The sequence below is a fragment of the Actinoallomurus vinaceus genome (genome assembly GCF_039542055.1).
Classification (GTDB): domain Bacteria; phylum Actinomycetota; class Actinomycetes; order Streptosporangiales; family Streptosporangiaceae; genus Actinoallomurus; species Actinoallomurus vinaceus.
Map to the genome: position 1 here is coordinate 408434 of NZ_BAABHK010000004.1, position 14172 is coordinate 422605.

At 69.8% G+C, this 14172-nt stretch carries 16 protein-coding genes; 6 read left to right on the forward strand and 10 right to left on the reverse strand.

Features of this window, described 5'->3' with window-relative positions; translation table 11 throughout:
- Positions 1-10 precede the first annotated feature (10 nt).
- From ABEA24_RS17095 to ABEA24_RS17105, 3 genes are read right to left on the reverse strand one after another with little or no spacing between them, the layout of a single operon-like run.
- Complete coding sequence (locus ABEA24_RS17095; RefSeq protein WP_345431835.1) at positions 11-2377, reverse strand: transketolase-like TK C-terminal-containing protein; 2367 nt, start codon at positions 2375-2377, stop codon at positions 11-13.
- A gap of 9 nt (positions 2378-2386) precedes the next feature.
- Positions 2387-3388 (reverse strand): 1-aminocyclopropane-1-carboxylate deaminase, encoded by a 1002-nt coding sequence (locus ABEA24_RS17100; protein WP_345431836.1) that lies wholly within the window; start codon positions 3386-3388, stop codon positions 2387-2389.
- Positions 3388-4044, reverse strand: coding sequence for a GntR family transcriptional regulator (locus ABEA24_RS17105; protein ID WP_345431837.1), 657 nt, complete (start codon positions 4042-4044; stop codon positions 3388-3390). Before ABEA24_RS17105 ends, ABEA24_RS17100 begins: the two co-directional genes overlap by 1 nt.
- A 175-nt stretch (positions 4045-4219) precedes the next feature.
- Here ABEA24_RS17105 and ABEA24_RS17110 point away from each other — a divergent pair, with 175 nt between their 5' ends.
- Positions 4220-5044, forward strand: coding sequence for a HipA family kinase (locus ABEA24_RS17110; protein ID WP_345431838.1), 825 nt, complete (start codon positions 4220-4222; stop codon positions 5042-5044).
- A complete protein-coding gene (locus ABEA24_RS17115; RefSeq protein ID WP_345431839.1) occupies positions 5041-5415 on the forward strand; it encodes a DUF3037 domain-containing protein in 375 nt (124 codons plus the stop codon). The genes ABEA24_RS17110 and ABEA24_RS17115 overlap by 4 nt, the downstream gene beginning before the upstream one ends.
- Before the next feature lie 17 nt (positions 5416-5432).
- Here the strand turns inward: ABEA24_RS17115 and ABEA24_RS17120 are convergent, their stop codons facing one another.
- Positions 5433-6230 (reverse strand): enoyl-CoA hydratase/isomerase family protein, encoded by a 798-nt coding sequence (locus ABEA24_RS17120; RefSeq protein ID WP_345431840.1) that lies wholly within the window; start codon positions 6228-6230, stop codon positions 5433-5435.
- A complete protein-coding gene (locus tag ABEA24_RS17125; protein WP_345431841.1) occupies positions 6227-7420 on the reverse strand; it encodes a CaiB/BaiF CoA transferase family protein in 1194 nt (397 codons plus the stop codon). Before ABEA24_RS17125 ends, ABEA24_RS17120 begins: the two co-directional genes overlap by 4 nt.
- Positions 7421-7508: 88 nt before the next feature.
- Here ABEA24_RS17125 and ABEA24_RS17130 point away from each other — a divergent pair, with 88 nt between their 5' ends.
- Positions 7509-8210: a FadR/GntR family transcriptional regulator gene (locus ABEA24_RS17130; protein ID WP_345431842.1), complete on the forward strand. Its 702-nt coding sequence runs from the start codon at positions 7509-7511 to the stop codon at positions 8208-8210.
- A 313-nt stretch (positions 8211-8523) separates the two neighbouring features.
- On the opposite strand, the gene ABEA24_RS17135 is transcribed toward ABEA24_RS17130, so the two are convergent.
- The 3 genes from ABEA24_RS17135 to ABEA24_RS17145 form a co-directional block, all read right to left on the reverse strand.
- Complete coding sequence (locus tag ABEA24_RS17135) at positions 8524-9345, reverse strand: GNAT family N-acetyltransferase (RefSeq protein ID WP_345431843.1); 822 nt, start codon at positions 9343-9345, stop codon at positions 8524-8526.
- Positions 9346-9754: 409 nt separating this feature from the next.
- The gene (locus ABEA24_RS17140; protein ID WP_345431844.1) at positions 9755-9892 is read right to left on the reverse strand and encodes a DUF397 domain-containing protein; all 138 of its coding nucleotides are present in this window, start codon (positions 9890-9892) and stop codon (positions 9755-9757) included.
- Positions 9879-10712 (reverse strand): helix-turn-helix domain-containing protein, encoded by an 834-nt coding sequence (locus tag ABEA24_RS17145; RefSeq protein ID WP_345431845.1) that lies wholly within the window; start codon positions 10710-10712, stop codon positions 9879-9881. The genes ABEA24_RS17140 and ABEA24_RS17145 overlap by 14 nt, the downstream gene beginning before the upstream one ends.
- 266 nt (positions 10713-10978) lie before the next feature.
- Here ABEA24_RS17145 and ABEA24_RS17150 point away from each other — a divergent pair, with 266 nt between their 5' ends.
- The 3 genes from ABEA24_RS17150 to ABEA24_RS17160 all read left to right on the forward strand — a co-directional run bounded on the left by ABEA24_RS17150 (position 10979) and on the right by ABEA24_RS17160 (position 13162).
- Complete coding sequence (locus ABEA24_RS17150; protein WP_345431846.1) at positions 10979-11341, forward strand: hypothetical protein; 363 nt, start codon at positions 10979-10981, stop codon at positions 11339-11341.
- Positions 11342-11483: 142 nt separating this feature from the next.
- The gene (locus ABEA24_RS17155; RefSeq protein ID WP_345431847.1) at positions 11484-12395 is read left to right on the forward strand and encodes an aminoglycoside phosphotransferase/kinase family protein; all 912 of its coding nucleotides are present in this window, start codon (positions 11484-11486) and stop codon (positions 12393-12395) included.
- Positions 12396-12790: 395 nt separating this feature from the next.
- On the forward strand, positions 12791-13162 hold the full coding sequence (locus ABEA24_RS17160) for a P-loop NTPase family protein (protein ID WP_345431848.1): 372 nt from the start codon (positions 12791-12793) through the stop codon (positions 13160-13162).
- Between the two features lie 42 nt (positions 13163-13204).
- Here the strand turns inward: ABEA24_RS17160 and ABEA24_RS17165 are convergent, their stop codons facing one another.
- Together ABEA24_RS17165 and ABEA24_RS17170 are read right to left on the reverse strand one after the other, a co-directional pair.
- Entirely contained in the window at positions 13205-13474 is a 270-nt protein-coding gene (locus tag ABEA24_RS17165; RefSeq protein WP_345431849.1) for a hypothetical protein, read from the reverse strand.
- A 147-nt stretch (positions 13475-13621) separates the two neighbouring features.
- Positions 13622-14164: a hypothetical protein gene (locus ABEA24_RS17170; RefSeq protein ID WP_345431850.1), complete on the reverse strand. Its 543-nt coding sequence runs from the start codon at positions 14162-14164 to the stop codon at positions 13622-13624.
- Positions 14165-14172 lie beyond the last annotated feature (8 nt).

Here is a 14172-nt window from a genome sequence, read left to right on the forward strand (position 1 = left end):
CTCTTCCAGATCAGCCGAGGGCGAGGGCGGCCAGGGCGGCGTTGACGATGGAGCCCGGGAGCAGGTCGTGCAGCTCGTACAGCTCGGCGATCGTCCCGGACTGGCCGAACTGGTCGACGCCGAGCGGCACGCTCGGCACGCCGAACGCCGAGCCGAGCCACGCAAGCGCGTGCGACGCGGCGTCGTGGACGGTGACGATCGGCGCCCGCACCGGGAAGGCGGCGCGGAGCGCGCCCGCCTCCGAGGGGGTCGTCGCCGTCCGGACGCCCTGGCGCAGGGTCCGCTGCCACGCGGAGTAGAGCCGATCCGGGGAGGTCACGTCGACGACGTGCGCGGCGATTCCCTCCTCCTCCAGCTCGCGGGCGGCGGCCAGCGCCTCGGGCAGGACGGCGCCCGAGGCGGCCAGCTGCACGGCGGGGCCGTCGACCTCCGACCGGTGCAGCAGGTACGCCCCGGCGAGCACCTGGCGGCGCAGCACCGCGTCCCCGAGCCGCTCCCGCGCCTGCTCGAACGGTGTCTGATCGAGGGGCCGGGTGGTCAGGCGGAAGTAGTACGCGCCGTCCTCGGCCGGGACCGCGGTGGTCGTCTCCGCCGGGCCGGCCGCGATCCGGCCGAGCGCGTCGCACAGCAGCCAGTCCAGGGCGGTGGCGTAGGCGGGCTCGACGTAGGTGACGTTCGGGAGCTCGAGCCCGATCGAGGCGGTGATCGTCGACTGGTGCGCCCCGCCCTCCGGCGCGAGCGTCACCCCCGACGGCGTGCCCGCCACGACGAACCGCGCCCCGGAGTAGACGCTGTAGATGAAGGCGTCCAGGCCCCGGCAGACGAACGGGTCGTACACCGTGCCGACCGGCAGCAGCGGCTGCCCGTGCAGGTCGCCGGCGAGCCCGAGCTGGCCGAGGAGCAGGAAGAGGTTCATCTCCGAGATGCCCAGCTCGATGTGCTGGCCCGTCGGCCCCTCGGTCCACTTCAGCAGCGGATCCACGCTCCACGCCCGCTGCTCGGCGGGCGCGAACACGCCCGTGCGGTTGATGAACCCGGCGAGGTTGGTCGAGGTGGCGACGTCCGGCGCGGTCGTGACCAGGTACGGCGCGACCTCCTCCGCCCGGGACAGGTCGACGAGGATCTTGCCGAAGGCGTCCTGGGTCGAGACGGGCCGCGACGTCCGTACCCCGGTCGCCGCCGGAACGCTCACGCCGAGCGCGCCGGGAACGGGCGTACGGCGCAGGGACTCACGCCGCTGGTTGCACAGGATGCCCTCGGGCGTCGCCGGGTCGAACCGGGCCCACTCGTCGCCGGGCACCCGCAGGGCGCCGCGCAGCGCGTCGACCTGCTCGCCGGTGAGCAGCGCGGAGTGGTTGCGCGGATTCCCGGCGATCGGCAGGCCATGGCCCTTGACCGTGTAGGCGAAGATCACGCTGGGCCGGTCGGTGACCGCGTCGCACTGGGCGTACGCCTCGAGCATGGCGACCAGGTCGTGGCCGCCGAGGTCCTGGACGAGCCCGGCGAACTCGTCGTCGGGCACGTCCGCCACGGCGGCGACGACCTCGGCGGGCGCGCCGTCCAGGAACGTCTCGCGCAGCTTCGCGCCGGTGAGCCCGAACAGCGCCTGGTAGTGCTCGTTCGGCATCGCGTCGATCCAGCCGCGCACGGCGGCGGGCGCCTCGCGCAGCCGCCGGCCGTACTTGACCTCGACGACGTGCCAGCCGGCCGCCTCGAACTGCCCGCGCCACTGGGCGATCCGCACGCCCGGCACGACGCGGTCCAGCGACTGCCGGTTGAAGTCGACGACCCACATGACGTTGCCGAGGCCCTGGGTGGCCGGGTCGGCGATGGCCTCCCAGACGTTGCCCTCGTCGAGCTCGGCGTCGCCGAGCAGCGCGACGAACCGCGCCTTCGCGGCGGAGTCATCGCGCCAGTGGGCGTCGACGTAGCGGCGGACGGCGGCGGCGAACAGCGGCGCCGCCGCGCCCAGGCCCACCGAGCCGGTGGAGAAGTCGACGTCGTCGGGGTCCTTGGTGCGGCTCGGGTACGACTGCAGGCCGCCGCGGGCGCGCAGGGTCGTGAGGTAGGAGCGGTCGAGGTCGCCGAGGAGGTACTTGATCGCGTGGAACACCGGGGAGGCGTGCGGCTTGACGCTCACCCGGTCCTCGGCGTTCAGGTGCGCGAACCACAGCGCGGTCATCGCGGTGACGAGCGAGGCGCTCGACGCCTGGTGCCCTCCGACCTTCACGCCGTCGCCGGTGTCGCGCTCGCGGTTGGCCGCGTCGACGATGCGCACGGCCAGCCAGAGCACGCGGCGCTGGATCTCCTCCAGCACGTCCAGGTCGACGCCGGCCAGGTCCACACCCGCGACCTCATTGTCACGAACGTCCTGCATGTCAGCCCCTCAGCGGAAAAGCGCGCTGTATCCGTTCAGCGCGGGTTGCCCTCCCAAATGAGCGTAGAGGACGGTGGATCCTGCCTCTATCTCCTGGTTCGTCACGAGATCGACAAGTCCGGCCATGGACTTGCCCTCGTACACCGGGTCGGTGATCATCCCCTCGAACCGCGCCGCGAGCCGCATCGCCTCCAGGGTCTGGTCGTCCGGGATGCCGTACGTCCCGGCGTGGTACCGCTCGTCGAGAATGATCTCGTCGTCGCGGACCTCCGTCCCGATCAGCGAGGCGGTGTTCCGCGCGATCCGGGCGATCTGGTCGCGCGTCTCCTCCGGCTTGGCGGAGCCGTCGATGCCGATGATCCGCCGTCCCTTCCCCGCGAAACCGGCGACCATCCCGGCCTGGGTGCTGCCCGTGACCGAGCAGACGACGATGGTGTCGAAGAAGACGCCCAGCTCGCGCTCCTGCTCCTCGACCTCCCGCGCCCAGCCGGCGAAGCCGAGGCCGCCGAGCCGGTGGTCCGACGCGCCCGCCGGAATGGCGTACGGCTTGCCGCCGCGCTCCCGGACGTCGTCCAGGGCCTTCTCCCAGCTCTCCTTGAACTCGATGCCGAAACCGGCCTCGACCAGCCGGACGTCGGCGCCGAGCAGGCGGGACAGCAGGATGTTGCCGACCCGGTCGTAGACGGCGTCGGGCCACTCCACCCAGCTCTCCTGCACCAGGACGCACTTCAGGCCGAGCCGGGCGGCGACGGCGGCGACCTGCCGGGTGTGGTTGGACTGCACGCCGCCGATCGACACGAGCGTGTCGCAGCCCTGGGCGAGTGCGTCGGCGACCAGGTATTCGAGCTTGCGCGTCTTGTTGCCGCCGTAGGCGAGCCCGGAGTTGCAGTCCTCCCGCTTGGCCCACAGGTTCACCGCGCCGCCGAGGTGCTCGGTCAGCCGGGGCAGCGGGTGCACCGGCGAGGGCCCGAACAGCAGCCGCTCGCGGGGGAAGTCGTCCAGCGTCGTCATCAGATCTCCTTGTCGAGAAGGTCGCCGAGCGTGGCCCAGATCTCGGCGGTGGCGGCCACGGCCGCCTCGGCGTCGCCCGCGGCGCAGGCGTTGATCAGGCGGTCGTGCAGCGCGATCGAGCGCCGCCCCGGAAGGGAGCCGAACCGCAGCCGCTCCAGCCGCCGGATCAGCGGCAGGTAACGCTCGATCGTCGCGGCCACCGCGCGGTTGCCCGCCGCGGCGACGGGCACGTCGTGCAGCTCGTCGTCGGCGGCCAGCGCCGCCTGGACGTCACCGGTGTCCAGGGCGGCGGCGAACCGCGCGTTGGCCACGCGCATCGTCTCGAGGTGCCGTTCCGTCAGCACCGGCACCGCCGTGCGCACGGCCAGCTCGTGCATGGCCCGGACGACGACGTACGCGTCGCGGACGTCGCGCACCACGAGCGGAGTGACGCGGGTGTAGGCGTGGGGCTTGGTCTCGACGAGTCCTTCGTCGGAGAGGCGGGCGAGCGCCTCGCGGACCGGCGTGCGCGACAGGCCGACCCGCTCGGCCAGCTCGCCGTCCCGGATGATCTCTCCCGGCGCCAGGTCGCCGTCGACGATCGCGTCGCGCAGCATGCGGTACGCCTGGTCGCGGAGCAGGGAGCGGTCGAGACGGGGAAGCCGTTCAGAGGGCATGCAATATATTAGATATTGGTTCGTTCAATGAGTCAACACGGTGTGTGACATCTGCATCATGCCTGCTCGGCGCGCGTTCATAGGATCTTTCTCGGCACCGGAGCGTGTGCGCAGCGGGGCCGGCATGCGCGTACGTCGTGCACGCGTGCCGGCACACGCCCGGTACGGTTGGCGCGTGCTGACCAACGTCACGGCCACGCGCTACGTGACCCCCCTCCGGGAGGGCGGGTCCCTGCCCGCCATCGTCGAGGCCGACGACCTGGGCACGTACGTCGTGAAGTTCCACGGCGCCGGGCAGGGCCGCAAGGCGCTGATCGCCGAGATCATCGCCGGTGAGCTCGGCCGGCGGCTCGGCCTCCGAGTGCCCGACCTGGTGACCGTGGACGTCGAACCGGTGATCGCCCGGCACGAGCCCGACCCCGACATCCAGGACCTGCTCAAGGCCAGTCCCGGGCTCAACCTCGGCGTCGACTACCTGCCCGGCTCGCTCGGCTTCGACCCGCTGGCCTGGACGCCCGAGGCCGACTTCGCCGCGTCCGTCCTGTGGTTCGACGCGCTGATCGGCAACGTCGACCGGAGCTGGCGCAACCCGAACCTCCTCGTCTGGCACGGCGACGTGTGGCTGATCGACCACGGCGCGAGCCTGTACTTCCACCACGCGTGGGCCTCGGCGGACAAGCTGATCTCCCGCCCGTACGACGCGAGCGACCACGTGCTCGCGACCTTCGTCGACGACGCCGGGCTGGCCCGCGCCGGCCGCGACCTGGGCCCGAAGGTCACCGAGGACCTGCTGCGCGAGGTCGTGGCGCTCGTTCCCGAGGAGTGGCTGGCCGACGAGCCCGGCTTCGACTCCCCCGCCGAGGTCGCGGAGGCGTACGTCGGGCACCTTCGCACCCGCGTGACGACGTCCGACGTCTGGCTGCCGGAGGTGGGAGAGGCCCGGCCCGCGGCCCCCCACACGGACGAGCGCCCGTCGGCCCGACCCAACTGGCTCTCATGAAGATCTTCGAGTACGCCGTGCTGCGGGTCATCCCCCGGGTCGAACGCGGCGAGACCATCAACGTCGGCGTGATCCTCTACTGCCAGAGCGAGGACTTCCTCGGCTGCCGGACGCACGTGGACGAGACGCGGCTCCGCGCGCTGGCCCCGGACCTCGACGTCGACGGAGTGCGCGCCGCCCTCAAGGCGGTCGACGGCATCTGCTGCGGCGGGCCCCAGGCGGGTCAGGCGGCGGGCGAGTCCCTCGGCGCCCGCTTCCGCTGGCTGACCGCGCCGCGCAGCACCGTGGTGCAGCCCGGCCCGGTGCACTCCGGCCTGACCGCCGACGCGGCCGCCGAACTCGACCGCCTGCTCGACGTTCTCGTCCGCTGACCTTCATCCGGAACGCCTCATCGACGTCCGGGGAGCTCCTGGTCCTGGATCTCTTCCGCAGGGGATGTCGGCCGCGGATCGCGGGTGAGAAAGGTCGTGATCCCCCGTTGGAAGTCGTCGAAGGCGACGGGAGGCCCCGCGGCCTGTGCCTTCGCCGCGGCCCACGCCGGCGTGAGCACGGCTCCGACCGCGTGCTTTGCGGCCCGGACGGCCGCGCTGGGATGGCGGGTGATGTTCAGCACCAGCCTGCGGGTGGCCGTGGCCAGCTCCTCGTCGGGAACGCAGCGGGTGGCGAGCCCGAGGCGCACCGCCTCGGCCGCGGGGACGAGACGGCCGGTGTACAGCAGTTCCCGCGCGACGCCCGGCCCGGCGAGCACGGCCAGCCGCGCGGCGAAGGCGGGGCTGACGAGGATGCCGAGCCGCGCGATCGGCATCCCGATCCGTGCGCTCTCCGCCATGACCTGCAGGTCACAGGCGAGGGCGAGCTGGCAGCCCGCTCCGGCGGCGACGCCCTCGACCTGCGCGATGACCGGCACCGGCAGATCCTCGATCGCGGTGAAGGCGGCCTCCATCGCGGCGAAGCTGTCGGCGACGCCGGTGACGTCGGCCTCGACCCATTCCCGCATGTCCGAGCCCGAGCTGAACATGCCGCCCCGGCCGCGGACGACCACCGCCCGCAGGTCGTCCTCGCGGGCGAGGTCGCGGAACGTGCGCTCGAGCTCCCGCCAGTCCCGGCTGGACAGCGCGTTGCCACGACGCCCGTCCCCGACGGCCACCTCGGCGACCTCGACGTCACGGTGCAGTCTGACCTTCATCGGATGGCCCCCTCCTCCCTCATCGCGGCGATCTCCTCCGCGGTCAGGCCGAGCTCGGCGAGGACCTCGTCGGTGTGCTCGCCGAGGCCGGGCGGCGCGGACCGGACGGCCGGCGGCTGCGCCGACAGCTTGATCGGCGAGCCCAGCATGCGCAGCCGTCCCGCCCTCGGATGCTCGGTCTCGACGACCATCTCCCGGGCCAGCACCTGCGGATGGGAGAGCGCCTCGGGCACGGTGTTGATCGGCCCGGCCGGAACGCCCGCCTCGGTGAGGATCTCCGCCCACTCGGCGCCGGTCCGCGCGGCCATGGCCTCCTCGAGAAGGGCCAGCAGCTCCTCCCGGTTCTGTACCCGGTCCGGGTTGGTGGCGAAGCGGGGATCGTCGGCCAGATCTCCGAGACCGACGGCCGCCGCGAAACGCCGCCACAGCCCGTCGTTGCCCACGGCGACCATGAGATGGCCGTCGGCGGTGGGCAGCGCCTGGTAGGGCACGATCGACGGGTGCGCCGAGCCGTACCGGCGCGGCGTCTCCCCGCCGGCGAAGTAGCCGCCCGCGACGTACGTCAGCCAGGCGACCTGACCGTCGAGCAGCGAGATGTCCACGTGCTGCCCGCGGCCGGTCTGCCGCCGGGCGTTGAGCGCGGCGAGGACGCCGATGACCGCCCACATCCCGGCTCCGAGGTCCGCGCCGGACGTGCCCATGCGCACCGGCGGGCCGTCGGCCTCGCCGGTCACGCTCATGATCCCGCTCATCGCCTGGGCGACGGCGTCGTACCCGGCCCGTTCGGCGTACGGGCCGGTGTGGCCGTATCCACTGATCGACGCGTATACGAGGCCGGGGTTGCGGGCCGACAGTTCCTCGTAGCCGAGGCCGAGGCGGGCGGCGGTGCCCGGCCGGAAGTTCTCCAGGAGCACGTCGGCGCGGTCGGCGAGCCGCTGGACGGCGTCACGGCCCTTCTCCGTCTTCAGGTCCACGCTGATGGAGCGCTTGTTGCGGTTGACGGACAGGAAGTACGCCGCGTCGTCCCCCTGAAAGGGCGGACCCCATTGACGGGTGTCGTCGCCCTTCCGGGTGTCCTCGACCTTGATCACGTCCGCGCCGAGGTCGGCCAGGATCATGCTGGCGAAGGGGCCGGACAGGATCCGGGACAGGTCGAGCACCCGCACGCCCGCGAGCGCGCCGTTGAACATCGCGTCTCCCAATTGGTTGGACCACTGGACCTTACAACCAATGGGGTAGAGTGTCGTGAACTACCCCCCGAGGCGTCAAGAGGGCGAAGTGTCCGAATCTCTCCGTCCCCTGGCCCGGCCCCGCCTGTACGAACAGGTCGCGGCCAGGCTCCGTGAGTACGTCGCCGATCAGGGCCTGGAGGCCGGAGACCGGCTTCCCCCGGAACGCGAGCTCGCCGACCGCCTGCAGGTCAGCCGCACCTCCGTCCGCCAGGCCATCGTCGCCCTCGAGGTCCAGGGGCTCATCGAGGTCCGGCACGGCGGCGGCAACTACCTGCTACGGGACCGCCTCGAGCCCGAGCCGATGGAGAACCTCCTCGCGCGCAAGCGGCGGCTCCCGGAGATCCTCGAGGCGCGTGACGCGGCCGAGACCAAGCTGGCGTCCCTCGCCGCCGAGCGCCGCACGGACACGGACCTCGCCGCCATCGACACCGCCCTGGCCACGATGCGTGCTGCCATCGAGCGCGGCGAACTCGGCGTCGACGAGGACGAGAGGTTCCACGGCGCGGTCATCGCGGCGGCGCGCAGCCCACTGCTCGCCGACTTCATGACCCACCTGTCCCGGGAGATCGCCGAGAGCCGGCGCGAGTCCCTGCGTCAGCCCGGCCGACCGGCCAACTCGCTGCTCCAGCACGAAAAGGTCGCCGACGCCATCCGCGCCGGCGACCCCGCCGCCGCGGCCGCCGCCATGCACGCGCACGTCCAGAGCGTCGGCGACGTCAAGCTCCTGAACTGGTCCCCCGAGCACTGACCAGCCGGAGGCAGGCCGACGTACCGAAGTCTCGGTGATGGCGATCCCGGAACGGGTGCTGGCGGACACCTGGGAGTGCGGATAGATGGTCGTGGAAGTGTCGGCTGGCGGACAGTGTCTGTGCTGGTGGGCGGACGGCCGAGTGCGGTCTGGCGGACAGCGAATGTGCTGGTTCAGACGGGGGTCTTGTGCGGGGGTGAGCGTGGCGGCGGGGCCGGATCCCTGTCGGCGGCCCTGGCCGGGCGAGTGGATGCTACGGCTCGCGGGCGAGGAGCTCCGCGCCCGCGAGTACGGGCCATGACCGTCGGTGGGATCAGCCCTTCAGGCTGTAGAAGTGCATCGGTGAGTTCGGCTTGAAGCCGATACGTGGGTACACCGGCGCCCCGGCGACGGTCGCGTGCAAGGTGGCGCGGGTCAGTCCGGTGGCCTTGGCGCCCTCGTACAGTGCCTTCCGTGTCACCGCCTCGCCGTAGCCCCTGCGCTCCCACTGCGGGTCTGTGGCGACGAGCACGACGAACAGACGGCCATCTGCTTCCACTGTCCCGGCACACGTCACCGGGACATCGTCACGCATGCCCAGGTAGGCATGCACGTGGTTCTTCCACAGCGTGGAGCCGACGAGTCCATCGCGGCCGTCTTCCAGGGCGAATCCGTAAGCGCGCGAGTTGAGGTCCGCATAGGCTCGCAGCTGTTCGTCACTGGTCACGCGCACGAACGTCAGGTCCGGGTGGGTCGGCTCGGGGATGGGCAGCAGGTCTCCGGCCATGCCAGTGCCGGGGAAGGCGTGCTCGAGGCCTGCTTTGTCGGCCGCTGCGCCCAGCGCTGCGCGCGCCTCCTCATCGAGGAGGTCCTCGAAGAGCCACAGGAAGCCCGGCTGCTTCTTCGAGCGCATGATGTCCGCTGCCTGGATCAAACGTTGCTCGGCGAGTCCCGCGTCCGCGCCGACGTCGGTCAACGTGATGCAGTTCCAAAAGGCGAACCGGCAGTCGGCCCAGCGAACGGCGATACCTGGCAGGTCCCGTACGTCCGCACCCGCATCCCGGTCGAGAACCATGGCACGCCATACCACAGCGAGCTGCTCCATCGATTCGATCGAGTCCGTAAGATCCGTCACCGAAGCCCCCAAATTGTTCACTTATCAGGGTCCCTCCGTGAGAGGTGTTCGTTGAGTGATATCACCGAACCCAGGGGACCCCGAGCCATGAACACGCCCCCTTGATCAACCCCGACCCGATCACCGACCGGCACTTTCCCTGTCCGCCTACCAGCACCCGCTGTCCGCCAGCCAGCACTCAGCCTGTCCGCCAGACCACACTCGGCCGTCCGCCCACCAGCACAGACACTGGCCACCAGCCACCACACAGCTGTCCGCCTACCTGCACTTCCGGCTGTCCGCTAGCAACGGGGCAGACCACCCGGCATCACGACTCCGCTCCGGCCTTTCACCGAGCGATCCGCCCGCCCCTTCCAGTAGTCGAGCGCCGAAACGACTTAAATGCTGGATCCGCATGCCGGTCGGGGCCGTCCGAGGTGCAACGTGACGCTTATGCGCCATCCGGCGCGTTAGTGTCCCGCCCGACGGTCGCAATGCAGAGGTCGGCGACCTCGACGCAGTCTCCGCCCTCATGCCCACTGGCGGTGCTCTTGCGCCACTGGACGGCCAGCAGGTCAGACGCGTTCATAGCTCTCCATCACTTCTTTGAGCAGGGCTCGTGACCGGACCACGTCAAGGGTGTGGCCTTGAATGAGATCCCAGGCTATGACCTTGAGTGCAACCCTGTCGCGTCCTTCCACGAGCTTGCCCTCTCCAGCGGACTCGGTATAGGCGACATCGGGCTTATCGTCGAATCCGAGAATAGTGAATCCGCCCGTAAGACCAGCGTAATACCCCACACCGCTGGGGACGATCTGGATCTTGACCTTGCCGCCTTCATCGCTGAGTTCGAGAAGGTGCTCCAGTTGCTCGCGCATAATCTCGCGGGTCCCAACGGTCCGGCGGATCACTCCTTCATCAAGTATGAGGAAGACGTGCGGAGGGTTGGCTTGGAAGAGGAGTTCCTTCCGCTTCATGCGTGCCGCGATCGCACTGTCGGCCGCGTCAGGCTGCAAGGAATGGCCCATGATCGTACGCGAGTATGCTTCGGTTTGGAACAGGCCGGTGATCAGCAGCGGCTCAAACTTCTGGATCTTCGAAGCCTGCTTTTCGAGCTTCACGTACTTCTCGAAGCCCGGCGGAAGCGTGGTCAGGTGGCGTGTGTCGTTGACCAGCTTCCAGAGCTTGTAGAACTGCTCACCGGCCTCGAATAGGGTATCGAGATCTTGAGCGAATGCCTTCGATGGCGTGTTCTTCGCCACCTCGATCTGGCCGACGTATTGCGGCGAGCATCCGAGCTTCTCGGCAAGTTCGTTCTTGCTCAGCCCTGCTGCGGAACGCCGCGCCTCAAGCGCGATGCCGAACGCGCGGATTGCCGGGGCTTCGTGCGCGTCACGCTGTGCTGCCATCGGGGGATCTCCGGAGGTAAGTGGCGAAACCAGTCGGTGCGCCCGCCGATCAAGCTTGCGCGGTTCGCGTCAGGTTCCGCTGCGGTAGCCGGCAGTTAATAGCGTAACGTAACGCGCCGTGCGAGTTTTGTCACCGAAATCACCGTGACGAATCAACGGAGATCAATCGTGAAACCGTACACATCGGAACATATGCTGCCCGGGGTCGACGACGTGGAGGAGCTGGTTCGGTCGATCAAGAACGTCGTCGCGATTCCGGAGCGACGATGACGACACCCGAAGATCGGCTCATGCGCTCGCTTTCCACGCTCCGCGCACTGGTCGACTCATTGGCGACGCGCTCCCCTTCCGCAGCCAACGAACTGCTTCAGCTTGATTTCCTCGTCCGGAAGTATCCGGCCGCCGCGCGGAAGAGCCTGCAGCTCCAGCAGCGGGCTCGTACCGACCTACCGGCGCCTCCGGGCTGGTCACCAACGCCGGACGTCGACGGGCTACCGCTGTGGCGGTGGGCCGGCGGCCAGGTCTGTGTGGCGACCGGCGACATCGACCAGCTCCGGTTCCTCGGCGTGGCCCTGGCACGCTTCGATGAGATGACCGCCGAAGAACTCCACACCTACCTGCAAGGCTGACCCGGGCGGTCCGGCGCGAGTCTATGCCCATCGCGTGACCGCCGCCTGAAATACCCGCACGGTCGGTGAACGCCGGTGCGGGAAGCTCCCGCACGACCGGCACCGGACCGCCGCGCCACTCCATTCGAACGGAGCGTCATCCGTGGACACCGCTCTCAACGCCGACCTGCTCGCCGACCTCTGCCAGGCCGCTGGACTGCCCCTCCCGCACAGAGAGCGGATACGGGTCTGGTCCATGTCCGGTGTGGAACGTCTCGCCTTCCCCGACGGCACCACCGCCGTCTTCAAATACGCCACCGAGCCGTTCACCCGAGAGGATCAGGCCCTTAGGATCGCCGCCGGGCGTGGTGTTCCCGTACCTAAAGTGATCGCGTCCACTGTCGCGGGCGGCCGGCTCGGGATGCTGCTGGAAGACCTCGGCCCCGCGATTCGCGACGCGGGCGATCGCGATGGCGTCGCCGCCGCCGTCGTCCTGCACCGCGCCGACAGCGCCGCCGAACTGCCGGTACTGGACGAGGAAGCCTTGCGCGCCCTGCCCGGCCGAGCCTTGGGGCATCTGCACGGACTCCAGGAGGCCGGACGATGGCAGAACACGTCCGCCATCGGAGAGGCATTGTTGCGGACCGCCGACGCCGCCGAGCAACGCGCCGCGGGCACCCGCACGGCCCCGTACGGCTGGGTGCACTCGGAGTTCCATCCCACCAGCGTCCACATCGGCGAGCGAGGCCGGCACCTGCTGGACTTCGCCCGCGCGTTCACCGGGCCGGGACTGCTGGACCTGGCCAGCTGGTACGGCACCGTGGGCGACCCTGAACCGGCCCGTTTGCGAGAGCTCATCGAGTCATACATCGACGCGGGTGGCCACCCCGACGCCCTGGCGCGGCGTGGGGGCCTGCAAGCGGAAGCATGGGCGCTCGGCTGGCACCGCGTCTGGGCGGTCGAATGGTTCATGGAACAGGCCATCCGCTGGATCAACGACCCGGACGCAGACCCCATGTACGTGAAGGTCGTGCACCGACACCTGGACGACGCGGTGCGCCTGCTGGAGGCGTGAATGCGTCGGACCCGATCCCGCTGGCAAGCCCACGCCATCCAGCGCACGGCGGCGATGCGGCGTAGCTCGTCGAGTGCATCGATCTCCTTGCCGGCCTGGTGGCATCGTTCCTCCAACTCGGCCAGGAGCTGATCGAACCGCGCGAGGTCATCCGGTGAGAGCAATGGCAGCCGGAGCTCTTCGAATCGCTGGACGGCACCAGCTACTGTGCGTCCTGATCAAATTCACAGGAGTCGGGTGGGCTGGTGGACAGGGTTCTCGTCGCGGGCATCTCGGGAGCCGGGAAGACGACGCTCGCGCGGAAGCTGTCCGAGCGGTAAGGCCTGCCGCGCTATGAGCTGGACGCGCTGCACCACGGCCCCGGCTGGGTCAGGCGTGCGGAGTTCGAGTCCGACGTGAAGGAGTTCAGCGAGCGGGATCGCTGGGTTACCGAGGACCAGTACCACCGGGCACTCGGCGACCTGCTCTGGGAACGTGCCAACACGGTCGTCTGGCTGGACCTGCCCCGCCGTACGGTGATGTGGCGGGTCATCCGGCGGTCCATCGCCCGCTCCATCACACGACGGCTGCTGTGGAACGGCAACCGGGAGAGCTTCCGCGACTGGCTCGACGCCGACCACCCCATCCGCTGGGCGTGGACGCAGTTCGACCGCAAAAGGCGAGAGACCACCGAACGCGCCACCCGCCACCCCACCGTCACCGTGATCCACCTGCACACCGCCCGCCAGGCCCGCCGCTGGCTCGCCAGCGAAAGGACCGACGGCTGATCAGCCGAGGCGCCTCACGCGACACGCCGCCGGCGGCAGAAGTCAGCCGTTCAGAAACACGTCGTCGATGGACGTCGCCACCGCCACCCGCCTGAGCCAAACATCGAGTTGTTCCAGATCCGTGCACTCGCCGACACGAGCACGGACGTCTTCCGGCACCTCGAAACCTCGGCTGGCAAGAACGATCAGGATGGCCCGAGCCCGCCCTCGGGCTCGGCCTTCCGCTCGAGCTTCCGCCAGGCCTTCCGCCTTGCCGCGATTGAAATGTTCCTTCGCGAAGGGGCTGTAGACAGGCCAATGGTCCGTAGGCACGGATTTCCTCCACGATGAGTCGGACCGCTGCGGCGGTCATACGGCAAGCAGCCTCATGCGCTGCAGCAGAAAACGCCGAGAGCGCCGGCCGCCTGTCGGCGGAGGCGATCGGCAGCGACGAGCACCGCTCGCCGCTGAAAGCGCGGCTTAGTCGAACAGCTCGTCGACGGTCTGGACGACCCCCGCCTTCTTGAGCCACGCATCGATCTCCTGAAGGTCCGTGCACGCATGGATGCGTGCACGAGCGCTTTCCGGAACCTCGATGCCCCGCGAGTCCAGAACCGTCAGAACGGCGTGGACTTCTCCTTCCGTGCGGCCTTCCGCTTTGCCGCGGCCGAAGTGTTGCTTTGCGAAGGGGGTGTAGACGGGCCAGGACGTAGAAGACACGAGCTCCTCCAGGATGCGTCGGACCGCCGCTGCGGCCATGTTGTAAGCGTACTCAAGGTATTGCGGACCGTAATCGGGCTCAACCAGTTCGAGCGCGTCGACGAACGCCTTCAGCACCGGCTCCTGTCGGCCGTGCATCATCACCCCCATCGCGGCCAGCTCAGGGTGAGCCGCGACCTCGGCCGGGTCGGTGATGATGGGCACGTCCTTCGGACCGAGCACCACGGCCTGGAAGATGTAACCGGGTAGCTCGGTCGCGATCGGCTCGGCGTAGTACGCCGCCGCGTCCGCGTCCGGGCACACGCATAGCA

Excerpts from the sequence above, each read along its gene's own strand:
- ABEA24_RS17105 (WP_345431837.1), bottom strand. The coding sequence starts at position 4,044 with ATGCCCTCTGAACGGCTTCCCCGTCTCGACCGCTCCCTGCTCCGCGAC.
- ABEA24_RS17100 (WP_345431836.1), bottom strand. The coding sequence starts at position 3,388 with ATGACGACGCTGGACGACTTCCCCCGCGAGCGGCTGCTGTTCGGGCCC.
- ABEA24_RS17095 (WP_345431835.1), bottom strand. The coding sequence starts at position 2,377 with ATGCAGGACGTTCGTGACAATGAGGTCGCGGGTGTGGACCTGGCCGGC.
- ABEA24_RS17120 (WP_345431840.1), bottom strand. The coding sequence starts at position 6,230 with ATGAAGGTCAGACTGCACCGTGACGTCGAGGTCGCCGAGGTGGCCGTC.
- ABEA24_RS17145 (WP_345431845.1), bottom strand. The coding sequence starts at position 10,712 with ATGGCAGCACAGCGTGACGCGCACGAAGCCCCGGCAATCCGCGCGTTC.
- ABEA24_RS17125 (WP_345431841.1), bottom strand. The coding sequence starts at position 7,420 with ATGTTCAACGGCGCGCTCGCGGGCGTGCGGGTGCTCGACCTGTCCCGG.
- ABEA24_RS17150 (WP_345431846.1), top strand. The coding sequence starts at position 10,979 with ATGACGACACCCGAAGATCGGCTCATGCGCTCGCTTTCCACGCTCCGC.
- ABEA24_RS17115 (WP_345431839.1), top strand. The coding sequence starts at position 5,041 with ATGAAGATCTTCGAGTACGCCGTGCTGCGGGTCATCCCCCGGGTCGAA.
- ABEA24_RS17140 (WP_345431844.1), bottom strand. The coding sequence starts at position 9,892 with ATGAACGCGTCTGACCTGCTGGCCGTCCAGTGGCGCAAGAGCACCGCC.